The following is a 16,596-nucleotide window of genomic DNA, read 5'->3' on the forward strand; positions in this document are numbered from 1 at the left end:
TTATTTTTTCTCCTGTTTAAAAAGACCAAGTTGATCATTATATCCATAGTCCGTCACAGAGCCTTCTCTGGGTTCAGGGATCACCAATTCCCCAAAACTAAGGCATGCATGGTTGTAATTTATTTCTCTCGCCTCAGCTTCTCGTATCAACAACTGAAAATAGTCCCGGGTTAACCACAACCGTTGCTGTGCTTTGGTCGATAAATGAGTTGTTGTGATTTTGTATGTTCCTTCATCATCCTGATTCACCAGATCATCCGTTGTCTCGTAGAAAACAGGTTTGCCCCGGTCATCCTTGAGCGTGAAGTAGGTTTTCCCTGCTGAATCAAAACAGCGGAACAGGTGAAGACTGGCAAGACCTTCCCGAAAAAGGTTCAAGGCCTGGGGCAGTGCTGTCAGATACCAATGCCCGCTGATAAACCCCTGCAGGCTTTCAGGGCCTTTTGATTTATAGTTTTTAAGCCAGTGGGCCGTAACTGCATGCTCAAGGCTTGCCAGTCTTGAACCGTGTTTGGCGTTATCATCAATTCGGGGAATGGCGTTTAAGTTTTCGGATATGGATGACGTGTTGACCAGTTTATTCAGATCATAGGTGCCGCAGGATGCCTTGAAGGGTTTTGAATTGACAATCACCTTACCTTTAAATTCATATCCCGGGTGGGAAAAGTACTGGGCATACGGTTTGTCGCCGAAACGCACCGCTTTCCAGTTGTATTGCAGCAATCCCACATTGGGTGTTTGCACCTCCTGGTCCCGGTGGCGCCTGACGCGCCCGGCCATCTGCACGATGGACCGGTAAGAAGATGGTTCAACAATGGCCCAGTCAAAATCGTGGTCTCGCCCCACCTCCTCCACCGGCGTTGCCACAAGGATGAACAGAACATTTTCAGGAGGGTGTTCTCTTTCAGCCAGGGCGTCCAGGTGCCCGCGTATGACACCATTTTGAAATGCTGCGGGCGGTTCTTCCTGGGGCTCTTTTCGTTTCAGTACAGAATCCAGGTGCTTTTCCTGTTCATGGCGCAGCAGTAAAACCTGCTGGCTGTGATAAGGCATCGCCTTTATCGCTATTTTTTCAGGCCAGTCACACTCCAGAAGATATTGTGCCAGGGAAACGCAGGGTTGAATATTGGCCGTCCGTATAACGCCAAACGACACTTTCAGGCCGGTTTTGGGATCTATGGCGTGATGGCTGCGGTGCTTTTTTAAAGCATCCTGGATGATGACATTGAACCAGGTCTCCTGTTTGGCTGTTTCGGATGTTTCTTGTGAGGAAATGGCGGTTTGACAGGAGATAATGTCTGCTTTCCGCAGGGCCGGTTGCTGGGCCAGTTTCCCGATACGCTTCTTGATGAAAACCTGATGGGCTTGTGCATATTGCCGGTTGGCAGCATCCTGATCTGCCGTTCCAAAATCATTCACAACGGTTGTGAATTCATCAATCCAGGCACAGCCTATTTTGGGGCCTGCATTTCGGGTCTTTGCAAAAAGCTGCCATCCTTCCCGGTAACAATTGAAATAACCTTCCGCAAGGGCAGGCGGTATGGTTGCAGATGATATCATCACCTTTCGTCCCAGCATCCCTGCAAGGTGAATCAGGCGGCCTATGGCAATGGCATCAGCCCCGGTGAAATCATCTATTTCATCAATTACAAGGTCCGAAGACATCAGGCGCAGGGCAGGTAAAATATACCGGCCGCCCCGGGTCGTTTCCGTTGCAGAGATGATATGATCAATGGTGCATACCAGAATCGGGGCGTATAAAAGTTTGCGGCTTTTTTCATGGGGGAGGATCGTGGCAAGCTCATTTTCCGGGATATCAACATCATAAAACAGTTCAGTGCTGTCTTCCATCAGAAATCGCTGAGACTCCGCCCCTTCTTCGAAAACGGCTTTGCTTTTTTTACTTCCCTTGTCTTCATGCAGATCAGCGATGGCTTTGGACCCGATAATGACGCCCAGGTCACTGCCGTCACTGTTCTGGAATATACGCTGCCGATAGTCATCCCCGGTCTGCAGGGTCAAAGTCCGCAGACCCAGTGCCAGAATGTAACGTAAGCTGTCGTTATCCTTTGTTAATGCAAGCATTACCTTGGCATTGGCAAAGGTCTTGCCGCACCCGGTACTGGCCATATTTACAGTGAAAAAGCCATATGGCAGGTCTTCTTGCTGATCCGCCCATGCCCGAATTTTTCTTTCCGCTTTATCCTGCCATCTAAATTTAGCAACAGGACTTTTTTGTTTCAGGGCGGAGGTGTTTTCCGTTACCGGCAGTTCCCGTTCAAATTTAGGCAGATAACGGGCATTTCGTTTGGCCTGCTCATAAACCCCGACCAGGTGCTGATCTAATGCCTGCTTAGCAGAGCCGTCCTTCTGGGTATTGGCGATCATATCGATGGTATTCTTCCAGGGCCCCGACTCTTTTTTGCTCAAGGACGAATAATAATGATCTGCCAGCATAAGGCTGAGGCGGGCATAATAAAGAATCGGCCGGTAGCTGCGGTCAGTATCTTTCATTATCTGCTCCACCAGCTTCTGCTGACCGATCAGCTTACCGGACCAGCGCTTTACGTTTTTTAACCACAGCTTTGAGTTTGAAATCAGACCCTTGGGGAAATGAAGACAGTCACCGAGCGTGCCTGCAGCAATTTCATTGTAATATCCCCACCTCTTATCTATGTATTCAAATAGTTGATTTATGTTGTCGGCAGCTTCATACTGCCATTCATTTTTAATTTCTTTTTTATCCGGCAGAAGCGGCATTCGATGATGCGTCAGTATCAACCATGCGATCAACTGGGCAATTGGCGGCAAATCTTCAAGCGGTTTTTCAATGGCTTTCAAGTCCATGCTTAATAGAGCTGATTCGTCAATTTCTCCTTTGGCAAGAATGGTCAGCCACCCTTTGTCTGTTTTCGGATCCTGAGTAGAGGTGATTAACGCTTTTAATAGCAAACAGGAGAGCCATTCATGCCGTAAAGCATCTCCCATGCGGCCTTTATAACTCTTTTTCAATTTGTCCTGAAACCGGGTGCAGGCTTTGCCCCAGTCGTGCAGCAACGCGGCCAGGCATGCCAGGGATTGAATTAATGGAAGATAGTGCCAGTCATTTAAGTCATCGCGATAGGGGATATTCACGATGGTGGTGTTCACGGGAACCCTGCCTTCCCGGTCAAACTTATGTTTGTTGCCCACCACCCAGATAAACTCACTCCTGGCCCGGGAGCGGATCCAGTGGCAGCTGACCGCTGTGTTTTTGGAGGCTGTTTTTCTCAGCAGTTTTTTTACGGCCAGCAACCCTTCTGAGGTAATGACGGTCTGCCAGGTATTGTCGCCAATTCGATTGGCAAATGCGTCCAGTACACGTCGGGTACGCGCCAGCGCCTTTTTTTCACATTGAGAAATAAAGGTGACCATCATGATGGGATTTCCTCCCAGTCTGTTTTCAGGGCCGCCGCTTTGACCTGGTTAAACATGAAATCAAGCGCCTTGTGGGAGGCAAACGCCTGAAGGCATTGCTGACGGAAGGCCTGTTCACTTGCATTCTCCCGGGCACAGATAAATGCCCAGGGTAGTATCAAAGTATCCTTGATAAGATCGGAGACATCAAAGACCAGTGCACCGCGTCTTGTTTTCCCGTGCATGACGGCAAAACCATGGGGAATGCCTAAAACCCACAGTGTTGTTGCACCCAGACCGTAAGCAAGATAGTTACCATGGTTTAAAAAGGCATTGGCTTTGTCCGCAGCTTCTCGATCCCTTGTGAAATAGTCCAGTTTTGTTTTTTGAGCCGCGTATTTATATAGCTCTTTTGTCAGTTCTGCCTCAATTAAAAGCAGGTCCGATGAGGTGGCGGCCTGTGCCATTCTGGCATGAAAAGTCTCCAGGGCCGCTACAATGGAAGGGTCTGCTGCATTGAATCCCGCGGTTTTTAAGTCGCGATCTTTTCCCCATACCGTGAGCAGAAAGTTTATCCGTGCATGCTGAAAGATTCTGGCAACGTCAAACCGCTTATTTTTATCAAACCAGAACCCTACCCATCCTTGAAGATATTCAGTGGGCCGGTATTCACTCTGGGGTGTCAGCCATTCCACTTCATTTCCCATCAGCAGCGGGGTTCCCCCACCACCGCAAAAACCGACCAGGACGCCTGCCGACGCCAGCATCCGTATGGCGGCCTGCGTGATTGAGGTGCCGATACCCAACAAAATCACGGTTGTATTTGCAATGGGAATGTTCCAGTACTGGTTTGCCTTTCCAGCTTCAGAAAGATAAAGAACCCGTCCGTCTTTTTGCATAACCCGGCATTTTTCCAAATAGTAAATATTTGCTCGTTTAGAATGTAAAATTGCCTTTAAATCAGTGAGTTGATCCATTGTTAGATAATCCCCGCATTCCGTCCAGTTGGTCACATGACCGCTGAGCCATTAGAGTGAGTAACTGATTTAAAGTGCCGCCCACACCTAATGTGCTCAAATAAAACCGGACACTTTTCCTAAGCGGCCTTCTCAAATCCCCATGAGTATTCATAGATCTATGAATTTTGATACTTTTGTTAGGAAAGTGTATAGATGAAACCGTCTGGAGGTACTGTTTTTTTTAATTTTATGGTTACTGGTAATATAGAAAAGTTGAGGCGCACATCTGAGGACAAAGAAAATAGCTTCGGCATTTGATCTCCTTGGAATACTGATAAGAAAAAGAGCCAAACAAAAAGATATAGAGGCTGATCAATCCACAAATTCGATACTATCATTATAATTTTGTGTCAACGAATACTTTACGATGGCCAGGGCCTGAAGATGTAGAGTTTTATCCCGGAGGCTAATCAAAGGCAACCAGGTCTATCTTTTTACCCTGGTCAATGGCAGGCACAATGCAAACCTCCAAATTTTTTCACCTTGCATTCCTTGTGACAGTCAGGATAATCTCCAATTGAACTATTTTTTAACTTTAGACCAACCTATTTTTAATGGTTGGCTATCATTAAGACTTCCAGGCTATGCGTAATCAGGCGGATAAATAATAAAGTTGCGAATCCACACATCATATTGGGCGGAGTGGTCATGACATCCAAGAAAGAAACAGACCCACAACCAAAGGTCTTTCTTAGTTATGCATCTGAGGACTATGAAAGAATGCTGAACCTGTATGCCGACCTCATGGCAGTTGGTGTAAAAACCTGGATTGATCGCTGTCAACTGGGGCCAGGTCGATGGGAGGAGTCGATCAAGAAAGCCATCAGTCAAAGTCGCTATTTCGTAGTGTGCTTTTCGAACGTGTCTCTGACAAAACTGGCTCGGAAGGAAGGATTTCAACACCGCGAACTGATGCTTGCTCTGGAGTTGGAAAAATCAAAGGACGGTAATGAGTTTTCCATCATTCCTGTTCGCATCGAGGACTGTGAGTTGAAGGACCCACGCCTTGCTCCCTTTCAGCAGTACGATCTTTTTCCAAACTGGAACGTGGGGCTGAAAAGGATCGCTGCGCACCTCACTGGTAAGAGCGACCCTACGTTTAACATCAAAGCCAAGTACGCAGCACTTGAGGATTTCATGACGACTATATTACATGAGGCGAAAGAGGCCTCCAAAAAGGGAGATCATTATGCCGCCATCGACAAGCTTGTGGCAATACGCTCTATTGGTTCCGAAGCGCCAGAAATCATGCGTCCCATTTTAGTGGCTACAGGTTGGAAGCGAGCTCTTCTTGGGCACCACGTGGAGGCTATCAGTGACTACGACAGGGCACTCGATGTATCTATTGTAGAAGACGTTGTAGCCGAGAACTGTAAAAAGCCCCGTATTATAGAACTCAAGGCATTGAGCCTTTTATCCTTAGGCCAACATGAAGACGCAGCTAAAACCGCTACCAAAGGGTTGCGGAGTAACGATGCATACCAGATGTTCATGAACGATGCGTCAAGTAGATTATTGTCTCTAAGTGGACCCTTTGCAGGTGGGGACAGTATTTTTTTGCCGTTGATGATCAGGGGTGTTGCGCTTTTCGCGTTGGGCAAAGACAACCAAGCGCAAGAGGATTTTCAGCGGGCATTCCAGGCGAATCCAATGACCGCTTCTCCCCTGATGTGCTTATCAACCGTGCTGGCGTTTCAGGGACAGTTGGAAAAGGCGGAAAGAGCTTTCAATCTTGCCAATAGGATGACTAAAAAAGAAACTCAAGAGACCGACATGGTGCTGAGAGTTTTTATGAAAGTCATGAATGAGCGGAAAGCTACCCGTGTGCATGGATCGTGACAGGGGGCTTCGGTCACCAAGAGATGGGTATACATTGTTTTATGCTCCTGCCTGTTGGCCATCATCCAAAAATACCAAAACACTGGATTATAAGTAATAATCATATCCCTGTCCCCATACCCTATCCCGATAAAACCAGAATCTATATACGCCCTATATAATAACCGGCATCAACCCAATAATTCACAGCGAAGTTCTTAAAATTTTCATCCGATATACTAAATGTACCAGATCCCAAAAAATGGTTATGCGCAGCCTACATTTTATCAAGACAATACAGAACCCTTCAAAAAAAACCGTTACGCTTCATGGAGTTGGGGAGTCCCCTTCCAACAACGGTTGGATAATTGTAATATGGTGAAACCAAGAATAAATTTCACAAAGATATTTTAAAAAATTAGTGTAATCCCGCTTCCCATCACTCTGTTTCAGCTTGCCTTCAGCGGCCCTCCATAGAAAATTGACTTCAGACTCGGATAAAGTGCTCAAATGCCTGTAGTCATATCCTGAATATCCACAATTCAACCCTTTGTATCCAGCAGGAACATAACCAGCCTTCAGGAGGGAGTATCTTCTGAAGGCTGGAGCAGCCATATTGCTGGAATCGAAGTCTGGTGCTCCTTCCATTGGCTCAGGGATGTCGGTATTTAAGCCCTTGCTCAAGATGTGTTTAAATTCGCCCTTAACAGTCTTTTCGGATCCAGATATAAGAGCAATAACCGTGTTGGCAAACTCCAGCTTGCTCTCATCGGAGTCGAGTGATTTAATCATATTTTGTTTAATCGTCAGTGTTTTCAAAAGCCGTTTCCTTATCGTTTATTCTTATTTTATCTTTCTACCCAGTAATTCAGCAAATGCCCTTGCCACGCCATATTCTGTGCCGCTAAGGCAGGCATCCGCCTGCCAGCCGGCCCATAATATGTCTCGCAGACATTTGCTGCATTACTGGTAAAACAACCCAAGAGGAGAGAGCCCCGGCACTGCCGGGGCATGGTATTACATGTTAACGCGCTTGTTGACGGGGGACACCTCTTATATGTTCTAATTTCCATGATGCCCTTCACCATCAGGCGGTTTCTATTATATTCATGAAAAAGGAGTGCCCCCCGTCAACGAGTGTGTCTTTTAAAGGGGTGTCCCCTGTTGACACGTATGTGGGTGTCCATCATTGACGAGCGTTGCATTTTTATTTGGCTCACCACGACGATCCGGGTTCTGGTACCCTCGATGTACATCTCTTTGACGTTGATAAATTGGAGGATGCCCTATGCGCCACATCAAGTACTTGTCTTCCAGGGCATATACCGCTTTGTGCTTTTCAAATGCTCCACCTGGATCAACAATACTGATGAACCCCTTTGCTAACAGCTCATCAAATCCTCGAGTCGCAGCACCCTGCTTTATTCCTCGAGCCTCAAGTTCTTTGTAGGTCAAAGTGAACCTATTATCATCAGACCGTACCATCTTCTCTCTTCCTTTTTTGGCCTTTGAGCGCCTAAACTGCCTTTTACCAAGGATCAATATCAGAATCTTTACGGAACAACCTGAAACGGTTGGAGATGTCCCTTTATTGCCCAATGATAAAAAGGCAGGAGACAAAAAAATAGAGGTCTCCAGAAATGTTCCGCGTCCGTAACCATTACCCATTGCCACACTCTCCTGGAGGATAAACGACCATCTTATTCGGTCTCAAAAGGAGAGGTTTCCACTTGGCTTTTCTCCATGATTGATATGACTACTTCCTCGTCATATCGAACGGATTTTCCAATTTTGATATAAGGAAAGCCCCGGCCTTTAAATCGATCGTTTCGCAATGTCTGCAGAGCGCGACCTGTCATCGCGGCCACTTCTTTTTCGGTGATGTATTTTTTTTGCAATATAAACCTCAAATATATTTGTTTCTGAATGAGATCGTGCCTCCTGGTGAATTGATCGTAACGAAGGAATCCTCCAAGAGGCACGATGGTTAATAGGTGAGAGGCAGCTTAAGAGGCCAATTGGGCCCTTCTTATTTCTTCAAGCAAGGACGGGTCTTCGCCCCTACTAATAAGGTACTCCTCCAGGTAATCTGGGTAGACACTCTCAGTGCGGAGTGTCTGAATTAGGTATACTGGCCAAGTTGAATAGGACCGTAAATTTTTATCCAAAAGTTCAGTATCTGATGGGATATCTTCACGGTCACCATATAGGTCTTCCAGGTATCCATGATAAAAAGTGCAATGTCTTGCAAATTTAACCGCATCTTCTTTTGACTCAAACCACCCCACGACACTGTGAGCTTTGTTTCCCTCATTGTCACGATCATTAGCTATTACCAAATACTGTTCTTCTGTCATTTTCGATCCTCATAATTTCATTTTTCAGACGTCGGTCAGTTTATTTTACCGACCGGGTTCATTCTATTTAGGTCCATAACCGTCGCTGCAGCTGGTGGCTGATGAATCTTTGAGGGGTATACGCTTTTTTTTCAGGTGGATCAAAAAAATCTATCAAGTATAGATAGTGCTATTTACCCATAATGTACCTTGCGTTACTTAGAGAAAATCCCCACCTGAGATAACTGAGAGTCCATTTTTTTGTCTTTGAGGATTTTCGTGAATTTGATGTAATTTTTTTTTAGAGGTTTAAAAATGACACTTCTTCTATATTTTTAAATCTGCGAAGGCCACCATGCAAAAAACTTTAAACTACTTTTACCTGTGCCCCCCAGGTCTTTAAGGCCAGGGGAATGATGCTGGGCATGCTTCAGACTTTGATAACATCAGGGCGTTGATATGCTGATCAAGTCCACGGTCCCGGCATACGCCGCAGGGCAAGTTCATCCTGCTGGGCCATTTGATTTCCTCCAGTCATTTTTCTTCGGTACTGCTGAACGGATAAATCCCGATCCTCGGACCGGTCTTCAGACTGACAGATTGAGTGAATGATCATCAGACCGATTGTCAGAGTTACCGACAGAGTGTCTGCCGGTTGGAAGCCCTCAACTTCCTGCTCATTTATCATGTAGCTGACTCCCTGGAACATACCCTTTTTTATACCGCTTTGGTTTGGACATCAGATTCTTGATCAACGACAAATATTTTTTTCCTTCAACGACAATTAAAACTCCCGTTCCCCAACCTGCGTAACCATTTAATTTCATTAAAAAATACTTGCAAAACAATTCTGATTATGTTTTTTAAGACCATCCTTCCGGAGGATAAGGCTATGCTGGAGAGCAACCTGAGCGCCGAGAAGGTGACTGAAGTATGAGGGGCCGTATTTTCCACGTACGGCCTTTCGCTTTTTGCTCTCATACTTTGGTCTATAATGCGCTAAACTCCGGGGGTTTGGGGGCTGGCCCCCATTATAATCCGGTAAAAAGTCCTTTTAATTACCATCACAAAACCCGGTTCTTCCATGGGTTAAGCCCTCTATCGATAGTATCCGTCCGATAGTGCTTGCTGACGGCATTGGTTCAATATTTTCCGCTTCCATCTCCTTGCTGATAGCACCGGCACCGCAGTTCAGGCCTCGATTGTATAAATCCAGTCGGATCATTTTAATAATCTCAACAATCTCCTGCCTGGTATATCTGGTCTCGATCATTATTCGGCCTCCATTTTAGCCTGTTCCATGCGATAGCTTTCCACATTCAATTCAAGGATGATACTGTGATGAACGAGTCTGTCGATGGCTGCTGCCGTTGTCATAGGGTCCTTAAAAATCTGTTCCCACTTAGAGAACGGAAGATTGCTCGTGATCATCAGGCTGCCCTGTTCATACCGTTCCGCCAAAAAGGTAAACAGCACTTCCATTTCTCCCCGGCTTTGTTGGACATACCCAATGTCATCTATAATCACAGCATCAAACCTGGAGAGGGATTTGAGTTTTTTGGTTAGCTCAAGATCCCTTTTGGCAATCAGCAGATCCTGGACGAGCTGACTGCATGAGATAAAAAGAACCTGCTTACCCTTTGCAATTAATTCATGGCCAATGGCACAGAGCAGATGGGTTTTCCCGCTACCCGGATTACCAAAGGCCAGGATGTTTTCACAGCGCTCTAAAAAAGCGCCGTTGACCAGGACACTTAAATGATTGGCAACCTTTAAGGGGAGGCGCTTTTTATCAAAATTCTCAAATGTCTTGGAAGATGGCAACTTGGATGCCCTCAGGTTACGTGATATCCGGTTCTGCCAGCGGACTTCGCATTCGAGACTCAACAATTGTAAGAGGTACTTTTCATATCCCCATGCCTCCGCCCTGGCCTGATCCGCCATTTCTTCATAACTGCGGCGCATGGTCGGCATATGGAGGCTTTTAAGATTGGTGTCTATCTGATCCCGATCATTGATCATGCCGCCACCCCCTTGAGCAATTGGTCATAACGAGTCAAATCAACTGCCTGGATATGAACATCATCCGGCCTGCTGACAGAGGCGTTGGACTCAATAAGGCGTTTAACAGCCTCTTTGCTGATTTCCTGATCCTCGTTTATTAGAACCATCAGGGCGCTGTCTACTGCCACCTCGCTTGTCTTTGCTGCCAGGTATAATATTTTCAGATACCTTGCTGCTGAGCTTTTAACGGTATAACGCTTTCTTAAATGATCGTAGGCAATCCGGAACCGGCTGGTGGGGAACATGGCATTACGATAACGATAATTTTCAAATGCCCCCGGTTTTTTGACCAGGCTGTCAATGATATGCCGGTAATTGATTTTATATTTGCCCTCACCCCGCAACCTTGGCAAAGTATCGACCTTTCTCTGGCCGTACCAGACCTCCAGGCATTCCATGTAGAGGCGGACCTGGATATTTTCTCCTATGAGCCTGCTGTCTACAGAGTAAACGTTGTGATTGACCCGAATGGTACTGCTGGGACCAACCTTTAAATCCATCTTTTTACATGCATCAAGCCGGCGTTTGGGCAACCGGTGTAGGAGATCCAGTTCTTGTGTAAACCGTTTCCTACGACCGGCATTTAGCTGTGCGAACAGTTTGGCCAGGAACAAGTCATATTCTTCCCGGTCTTTAAAATCCCGGTGTCCTCTCAGCATCAGGGCCTGGTCAACGGCTTTTTTGAACCGATAATTGCGCTGCTCCACGTCTCCATTTTCATTGGGGCTGGCAGGGTTAGTTTTGCAAGGAATGATACCGTAATGGTCAACAAGATCCTGATACCTGCTGGTGAACTCCTCAGGGTGACTTACCTTGTTAACAGCGGATGTCAGACAATCGGTGCGATGTTGCTGCGGCACACCACCAAGTTCCCATAGGGCATTTTGCAGGCCCTGGCTCAGGCTTTCGAAACTCTCTGAAAAACAGACTGTACCTGTCTCCCAATTGGAATAGGTCAAAACAAAATGGTAGATCAGGTGGTCAAAAGGGACGCCGCCTATAGTGACGCCCAGTTTATCCATGTGGGTGAAGTCTGACTGGCATAATTCGCCAGGCTTATGAATTTGAGCAAAAAAGATTTCTTTGGGCGGCCCCTCTGTAGCACGCCATTGCTTTATTCTCCGTTGCAGGGTCCGTAATTGTCCATCGGCGAACCGGCCGGGGTGTCTGCGTTGCAAATCCTCAAACAGTGTCTTGGCCTCCAGACCTGGATTTATGGTCAACATGCCTTTGATACCATCCCAGGTCTCCTCAAACGGATCTTTGCGTGTGCGCCATGTATGATCCGTTTTGAGTTCACTCGGCAACTTCCCGTGTTCACGGTACTTTCGAGCTGTTTTTTCATCCATTCCAGCTTTCATTGCTGCTATCCCGAAACTCTTCTCTGACTGAATCAACTTGAACAACCTCCTCACTTGCTGGTCCGTTACCATCCAAATCTCTCCTTCTGTTCAATTTGGATGTTTCTACCATTTTTTTTGATTCTTAAATTTCGGGAATTTTAATTGTCGTTTGGCGGGAATTATAAATGACGCTGATCAGATTCTCCCGAACCAGCGCAGCTATTGACCCTCGTACCGTTCCCAGGGGTACCCCTGTGGCCTCTAAAGTGGTCGGATAATGGATGATATAGGGGGCTTGTCGCATGAGATAATCTAATACAATCATCTGTGTGTCGGACATCCATTCAAACTTAGACTGCCTGATTGTCTGATTGTCTGTTGGTCTTACTGTCTGTTCACTTGAGTGTTCGTCAGAGAGACTGCTTGAGAGTCTGCTTGTCTGCCTTAGAGGGTGTTTGATTGCCCGTCTTGGAGTCTGCTTCCGTATCTGTCCGAGAGTGTGCCTGGCTGGCTGTCTGCCTGACCCACCTCCGGTGGTTTTGCGGAACCAAAGACATCTTCCATGGAGTCCATGTATCCTCGGTATCTATTCATCCAGTGCCTCCAGGATCTCATTCACTACGGCCCGGTAGGTCCGTGCAGCCGCAGACCGGACAGCGTTCTGCAAGATCGTCTGGTTGGCCTGCTCCGCATACTTGAAATCCAAGGTAGCCGGAATATGGGCCTGGAACGAGTGGTCAGAAAATCCGGCCCGGACCTGCTTGTAATAGTCGTTACCGATCCGGGTACGCTTATCCAGCTTGGTGACCAGGATCTTGAATCGTTTGAGGTTAGTATATTCAGGGAACAGGAGGACCAACGATCAGGAAGGACATAACAAGGATGATATAAATATAGGCACTATCCTTGAAGGATATATACATCAATCAGACAGGCATTTATTCAACAAGATCATTAACTGATCAGTCCGGCTTAAAGAATACACCTCAAAATAAATTTTATGGAGGGAAAATCGGCGTTTGAAATACTTCTCGTCACGATCTGAACTATCTATACCTGACAGGGGAATTTTACAGAAAGAATTTTTATCGCTATAAAGGGCTCGCCCGGGTCGATTTAAGGAAAAATGAATTGGCTTCGCGTATCTTATATACTCTATTATATATAATACTAATAAGTTATATATAGTATAATAATAGATTAATAATAGAGTATTATCCCCTTAGTTTAGTATACCCGGCCTCAATGAGTACCGCGCGGAGCGTAGCGAGCACGGAACGGAAGTAGAGGGGAAGGGTATACTAAACTAAGTAAAATAAATAAAAGAGTTATTTCTCCAGTTCTTTTAGCCGAGCTTCCTGTTCAGCCTTCATGATCTTCATCTTATTAGCGGCAATCTTCTCGGCCAAGGTAGGTTTGGCTTTATACTTCTTAAAGGTGATACCTGTCACAACCAGGGGAACCCCAATACAGACGGCAGCCACCGGACCTTCAAGATATAGATTTATACCCATCTGAGTTTCCAAGACCAGTAGAACGAACCACACACCAACAAGAGAACAGAAGCCGGCCGTAGCCGACGCGACAATTTTCAGTACCATTTTTTTTTTTTTCCTATCTATACCTAACAGCATTTTTTGTATTAAAAATTTTTATTTGGTAGAACCTTTTTCATCAGCGGGGCTTTTATCCAATTTTCTCCCCGTGGATTACGCATTGTATATGGTTTGCATTAGGCCCAGCCCCAGGTGGCCAGATAACAGGGGACAGTACCTCCTATCATAGTGATAGCTCCTTTCAGCAAAGGCCCAGGTGATTAAGTTCATCTGGGCTTTTGTTGTTTAGGCGCTGGCCCACAACTCCATGACCTCACCCTCTACTACCCGAACCAAGTAACCACACTCCAAGTCTTTGATGAACCAGTCACCAACCCGCAAGACTTTATGGAAGCCTGCTTCTTCTGGCACCATGTCCACAGCCTGCTGATCATACCGGGTAATCTTAATTACATCCACCGGGTCTTCAGTGCTCTCATACTCGCTAAAGTCGTAGTTGGCTCTTACATAATCCTGGATCACTTCTAAATCACTCATATTCAGCTCCTTTCCTGGTATCAAGTCAACGGGCCTTTAATATACATATCCGGATCAAAATGTATAGAGGAGAGTGCTCGGGTTTTTCTGAAAAATCTCATCTACTTACGGGAGCAGTTCTTGTTGACTGGCTCCTCTACCAGAATATGCCCCCCCGGGGTCAGGAAAAAGCGGACCTAAAAATTCAAACAGTAAGGCCTTCGGCCTCAAAGATGGGAAGGTGGCGCCTTCCTGTGCTTCAGCCGATAACCCTCATATCGGCAACCCCTCTGTGGCCTACCCTTCGGGGTAGGTCATTTCTTTTTTGGGCTTATTACTTTTGTTCACACAAGACACATACACAACACAGGGAGATAGTTAATTGATGACAGGAGGGGCAATCGCCCAATCTCAATACGATCTTCAAAAAACTATCGACTTGGTAGGGCCAATAGAATATTAACTTAACATAAACTAAAATTAACTTAACAAAAAAAGGAGGTCACATGCCACTAAACATCATCGAATATATCATCAAAACAAAAGGCCTCAAACAGAAAGATTTAGCTGACATGCTGAAGGTAAGCCGGGCACAAATCTCTAAATGGAAATCTGGGGAACATATACCACCCCGTAGAAAAGATGAACTTATGGTGCTTGCTGATTTATTTACAGAAAATCCAGAGTGGGCTGTATTTGTAAAAAATAAAAAAGATAGCGATGCATGGATAAATTACGTAACTTTGTTGAATGAGCAGTATGATGGCAACACAAAAAGTGTTGACATAGAATCCCACCCGGAAGAGTTCGTCCCGAAAATAATACTCTTTTTATCTAACATCGGCATAGCAGTACCTCAAAAAAAACCATCGACAAAAAAAATAAAAGAGGGGGGAAGTTTAACAAACTTTGAACTTTTATTACTGGATTATATAAAGATCTACGAAGTACTAACCGGATGGTGCGCTACATATATGTCCTCTCTTCATGACGCCGTTGCTGATATTGAAGACGACATTTATAATTACATGATTAATTATGCTCTCTGTTTTACTAATAGTGATGTATTGGGAGTTAACGGAGCAGACTTAAGTTCCGTTCAAAGCCACAACGAAATGACAAAAATTAACCTTTATAAAAAGATTGAATACATGTGCTCAATCATGAGAGACGAAAATATATCATTTCGCACCGATTACTTCAACTTGCTGAACTTAAGTATTGCACAACTAAAGGGTGAGGAAGAGGCTCCACTATGTCAGGGACACGATGATTTAGAACTTTTTCTCCCCTACCAAGACAAACTCATACTCCGTAAAATACAGCGCATGGAATTAACGATTAATGATCTTCACAACAAAATAGATTTTTTAACCGAAAAACTGGAAAAGAGCTTGAGTTCTTAATTAGGTTATAAGCTTATCTGTATGGTCCTCGTGCCCTGGCCCTGCACTTAGTCGTATTCTGTCTACGACTTTGCAGGGCTTCTTATTGAGCCCTAAAATCAGGGCTAAAATAGTCGTTTAATATTACATTGAACTAAACCGCTGCGCGGTGGGGTAGAACAACCACTTTTTCAAAATTTTTAGTGTGTCTTCATATTGAAAGATTTTTCTTTTAGCTGAACTGTGATATTCAATCATCATGATTGCTATTTTTAACAGCCTTGTTCTCAGTATCGTGAAACTGTGGAACCACCGATAAACAAGGATCTAAATACAATCTCCATAGATTATGAAAAACCGTGGTTGGCCCACCTTTTTTCTTCAGGTTTAGTTCAATACATTTAATCTTTCATCTTAAACAACACTGATAATTTTGACCGTGATCTCAGATTTTGAGTTCGTGGTTGTCCCACGATTTTGGTATAGATGAAAGATAAAATCCTATACATTAAAGTTCACCTTGGAACCTCCGGTTCCTTGTCGGGGACATGAACCTTCCTTTGGATCCATTCCACCATCTTTGACTTACCAGGACCGGACCCTACAATTTTTTATTTTTTAATCCAGAAAAAAATAACCTCTCGAATTTAAAGGTGTAAATACTTTTAAGTTTCTATCTATACCTGACATGCCTTTTGGTAAAGAATCCTGAAATAGGATAGTCAATGGCGTCCTTACAGGAAAAATGGCAGCCTCCGGCTGCTTTTTGGAGATAGAACCAACCATCCATTACTTTAGGAGGCTTATGACGGAAACCCAAGAAGAGTTTGAAGTCCTGACCACGGAAGAGTTCATGGAAAGGATGAAGATCGGCCGGACCACTGTACATAAGTGGAAAAAGACCGGCATACTTGTACCCGGTAAACACTACACCCAGGCCGGGCATGTGGTTCGGTTTATCTGGACCAAAGAAATACTCCTGGATCTCTGTGATCGCAATATCATGAAGGTTGGTTCCACCGAAAAGAAGCCACCGGCAAAACGTAAAAAACCGGTCAGCAAAAGACCACACGGCGGTGGGATTAATCTGGATTATTGAAAAAGCCTTTCACTTTGGTTAGTATCGTGCGTATTAGCCAAAGTGAAAGGAGGGTGAAATGGAG

Annotated in this window: 14 protein-coding genes; 3 read left to right on the forward strand and 11 right to left on the reverse strand. The window is 45.2% G+C overall.

The annotated features are described in order from the left end of the window. Both cas3f and cas1f read right to left on the reverse strand, forming a co-directional pair. Complete coding sequence (gene cas3f / locus HUN04_15845; GenBank protein ID WDP91087.1) at positions 1-3,417, reverse strand: type I-F CRISPR-associated helicase Cas3; 3,417 nt, start codon at positions 3,415-3,417, stop codon at positions 1-3. Beyond that, positions 3,414-4,373, reverse strand: a complete 960-nt coding sequence (gene cas1f / locus HUN04_15850; GenBank protein ID WDP91088.1) for a type I-F CRISPR-associated endonuclease Cas1 — start codon at positions 4,371-4,373, stop codon at positions 3,414-3,416. Before cas1f ends, cas3f begins: the two co-directional genes overlap by 4 nt. Positions 4,374-5,063: 690 nt before the next feature. On the opposite strand from cas1f, the gene HUN04_15855 reads away from it, so the two are divergent. Beyond that, complete coding sequence (locus HUN04_15855; GenBank protein ID WDP91089.1) at positions 5,064-6,254, forward strand: TIR domain-containing protein; 1,191 nt, start codon at positions 5,064-5,066, stop codon at positions 6,252-6,254. A gap of 306 nt (positions 6,255-6,560) precedes the next feature. Here the strand turns inward: HUN04_15855 and HUN04_15860 are convergent, their stop codons facing one another. The 9 genes from HUN04_15860 to HUN04_15900 form a co-directional block, all read right to left on the reverse strand. Continuing rightward, positions 6,561-7,052, reverse strand: a complete 492-nt coding sequence (locus HUN04_15860) for a hypothetical protein (protein WDP91090.1) — start codon at positions 7,050-7,052, stop codon at positions 6,561-6,563. 327 nt (positions 7,053-7,379) lie between these two features. Then, positions 7,380-7,901 carry a hypothetical protein gene (locus HUN04_15865; protein ID WDP91091.1) on the reverse strand — a complete coding sequence of 174 codons (522 nt, stop codon included), beginning with the start codon at positions 7,899-7,901 and terminating at the stop codon, positions 7,380-7,382. A 338-nt stretch (positions 7,902-8,239) separates the two neighbouring features. Then, a complete protein-coding gene (locus HUN04_15870; GenBank protein WDP91092.1) occupies positions 8,240-8,590 on the reverse strand; it encodes a hypothetical protein in 351 nt (116 codons plus the stop codon). A gap of 1,033 nt (positions 8,591-9,623) precedes the next feature. Next, a complete protein-coding gene (locus HUN04_15875; GenBank protein WDP91093.1) occupies positions 9,624-9,842 on the reverse strand; it encodes a hypothetical protein in 219 nt (72 codons plus the stop codon). Next, entirely contained in the window at positions 9,842-10,591 is a 750-nt protein-coding gene (locus HUN04_15880; GenBank protein WDP91094.1) for an ATP-binding protein, read from the reverse strand. Before HUN04_15880 ends, HUN04_15875 begins: the two co-directional genes overlap by 1 nt. Next, positions 10,588-12,027, reverse strand: coding sequence for an IS21 family transposase (locus HUN04_15885; protein ID WDP93312.1), 1,440 nt, complete (start codon positions 12,025-12,027; stop codon positions 10,588-10,590). The genes HUN04_15880 and HUN04_15885 overlap by 4 nt, the downstream gene beginning before the upstream one ends. 535 nt (positions 12,028-12,562) lie before the next feature. Next, positions 12,563-12,835: a hypothetical protein gene (locus HUN04_15890; GenBank protein WDP91095.1), complete on the reverse strand. Its 273-nt coding sequence runs from the start codon at positions 12,833-12,835 to the stop codon at positions 12,563-12,565. A gap of 469 nt (positions 12,836-13,304) precedes the next feature. After that, a complete protein-coding gene (locus HUN04_15895; GenBank protein WDP91096.1) occupies positions 13,305-13,577 on the reverse strand; it encodes a hypothetical protein in 273 nt (90 codons plus the stop codon). A gap of 240 nt (positions 13,578-13,817) precedes the next feature. Further along, positions 13,818-14,069 carry a hypothetical protein gene (locus HUN04_15900; protein ID WDP91097.1) on the reverse strand — a complete coding sequence of 84 codons (252 nt, stop codon included), beginning with the start codon at positions 14,067-14,069 and terminating at the stop codon, positions 13,818-13,820. A gap of 485 nt (positions 14,070-14,554) precedes the next feature. Between HUN04_15900 and HUN04_15905 the strand changes: the two genes are divergently transcribed. Then, on the forward strand, positions 14,555-15,454 hold the full coding sequence (locus HUN04_15905) for a helix-turn-helix transcriptional regulator (protein ID WDP91098.1): 900 nt from the start codon (positions 14,555-14,557) through the stop codon (positions 15,452-15,454). Positions 15,455-16,238: 784 nt separating this feature from the next. Beyond that, positions 16,239-16,532 (forward strand): hypothetical protein, encoded by a 294-nt coding sequence (locus tag HUN04_15910; protein ID WDP91099.1) that lies wholly within the window; start codon positions 16,239-16,241, stop codon positions 16,530-16,532. The last annotated feature ends 64 nt before the right edge of the window (positions 16,533-16,596 follow it).

Origin of the sequence: Desulfobacter sp., assembly GCA_028768525.1 — a bacterium.
Classification (GTDB): domain Bacteria; phylum Desulfobacterota; class Desulfobacteria; order Desulfobacterales; family Desulfobacteraceae; genus Desulfobacter.